Source organism: Chryseobacterium sp. HMWF035, assembly GCF_003094695.1.
GTDB classification, from domain to species: domain Bacteria; phylum Bacteroidota; class Bacteroidia; order Flavobacteriales; family Weeksellaceae; genus Chryseobacterium; species Chryseobacterium gambrini.
The window spans coordinates 1-2204 of sequence record NZ_QEHP01000086.1 but is presented as its reverse complement, the minus strand read 5'-3'; the positions used below and the strand labels follow the sequence as shown (position 1 = coordinate 2204).

The following is a 2204-nucleotide window of genomic DNA, read 5'->3' as shown; positions in this document are numbered from 1 at the left end:
AAAAAGCTTATTACGGATTTTTAAATCTTGTAATAAGCTCTTATTTTTCATCCTAAATGAATAGGCTGCCGTAAGATGCAAGGTTTTTCAGTGACCTCACGTAAATTCGGAGCTTTTTATATAAGTTTTATTATTCAGATTAGAATTTCCATCCAAGTGTAATAAAGAAATTATTTCTGACATTCTTCACATCTGATACCGCGTAAGCATCGCTTGAGATAAGACGGTTTGGTGAATAATATCCTGCTTCATAATTACTGTCAACCATACCATATAAGAATGGATTGCTGTATTTTGAAGTTATATTTTGATAAGAAGCATCAATGTAGAATGATTTGAAATCGTACCCAAGACCGAAAGATAAAGCATTTCTGTCGTTAAGGATCAGGTTGCTGTACGACTGATTTTCATCCACACCTCCATTGTTTGAATATCTGTTTATCGTTAAAGCATCAAAAGGGCTTGAAGCATAAGAATATCCTCCTCTCAATCTGAACTGTTTAACTCTGTATTCTGCACCGATCTTTACTTCTGATAAATTTTTGTAATTCTCTTTAAAGAAGTCGTTCAGCTCCGTTTCAGCATCTCCGTAAACTTTGTATTTAGGCTTTGTTAAACCTAATGTATAATCTACGTTCAAAGCAAAACTTTTACTCGCAATAAATGCAGCACTTACTGTTGCCTTTAAAGGAGTGGTTAATTTTCTGTTTTCAATAGCAGTATCATCTCCATAAATCGGATCATTGTAGAAATTGTAGCTTCTGTCGATATCCCAGAAAGTCGGAGTTTCTAAAGCTGCTCCCAATCTGAAATTCGGACTTAATTTTCCAATTACCCCCAATGAAGCTGAAAAACCGTTTCCTTTTTCGTAGAAAGGAGTATTCTGCTTACTGAAATATTCAGAGCTTCCATCAGCCAAAGAATTAAACATTGCTGTATCCGACTGATCTATTGACGAGTTGAAAAAATTCAATCCTGCCCCTAAATATAAATTATTGTTATAGTTTGCTCCTACTCCAACACTTGTTTTGGATAAATATCCATATCTGTCATAGGCATGTCTACCAAAAGATGAACTTTTAGCATCAGGAAAATCATACACCAAATTGCTGTTTCCCGGAGTTTCAATATAATTCTCAATCGACTGGTTGGAATAGTTTACCCCGATATTGATGAATTTCCATGCACTTTCGGTTAATAACTGGAAAGTCATTACAGCTCCTAAGTTTCCAAGATCTCCTTTATTGATGCTGTATCCGTAAGAAGAACCTGCATAAGTAGAGGTGTTCTTGTTATTTGTAATAGATAATGTTCCGGAAATTTCCCCTGAAATTGCCACCCCTAACCCCGCAGGATTGGTAAGCAGCGCATTTGCATCACCACCTAAAGCTCCGTTGGAACCACCCATTGCATTGAACTTAGCGGAACCAATATTTGGAGCGTTAGAATAAACATCTACTGTATTTCTAATCACAGAAACATCTTGAGCCTGCGCAAAAAATGCAGCAGAAATGCTCATTATTGCTAAAGATTTTTTTAACATTATTTTTTGAATAGTTATTACTTTTTAAAATTATCTGCCACCTCGGAAACCGCCTCCGCCGCCACCGCCGGATCTGAATCCACCGCCGCCGCTGCTTCCTCCGCTAAAGCCACCGCCTCCTGATCTGAAGCCGCCTCCGCTGTTGGAATTATTGAAGCCTCCGTTATTTCTGAAACCTCCGTCATTATATCTTGGCTGCGATTGTTGTGGGTAATTGTAGCTTGGTCTCGGCTGACTCTGGTTTGGATTTCTGAAGCCTCCCTGTGGTCTTACTCCAGTCTGATTGGGGTTTCTGAAACCGCCGTTCGTATTTCCCTGTCTGAATCCTCCTGTATTACCAGAGTTTCTGAATCCACCGTTATTTGAACCGGAATCTCTGAATCCGCCTACACTGCTGTTGCTTCTTCTGAATCCACCGGAATTTACGCCATACTTGCTGGCAAATCCTCCGTTGTAGGTATTGAAACCTCTTCCGTTAGAGCCGCTTCTTCTGTACATTGGTGCGTAATATCCGCCACCCCAATATCCTCCGTAGCCCCAATAAGGATTGCCGTAATATCCGCCCCAACCCCAATATGGATTGTAGCCCCAGTATGGAGAATATCCCCATCCCATGTTCCAGCCGGAGCCCCATCCCCATGAGCCGCCCCAACCCCAGGAA

General features: G+C 40.3%; 1 protein-coding gene and 1 pseudogene. Both read right to left on the bottom strand.

The window, feature by feature from the left end; genetic code table 11:
- Positions 1-139: 139 nt before the first annotated feature.
- Positions 140-1519 carry an OmpP1/FadL family transporter gene (locus DD829_RS13230; RefSeq protein WP_116547826.1) on the bottom strand — a complete coding sequence of 460 codons (1380 nt, stop codon included), beginning with the start codon at positions 1517-1519 and terminating at the stop codon, positions 140-142.
- A 54-nt stretch (positions 1520-1573) separates the two neighbouring features.
- Positions 1574-2204, bottom strand: a pseudogene (locus tag DD829_RS23615) (prolyl-tRNA synthetase); the annotation flags it as partial.

Coding starts and splice junctions, on each gene's coding strand:
- DD829_RS13230 (WP_116547826.1), bottom strand. CDS start 1,519: ATGAGCATTTCTGCTGCATTTTTTGCGCAGGCTCAAGATGTTTCTGTG.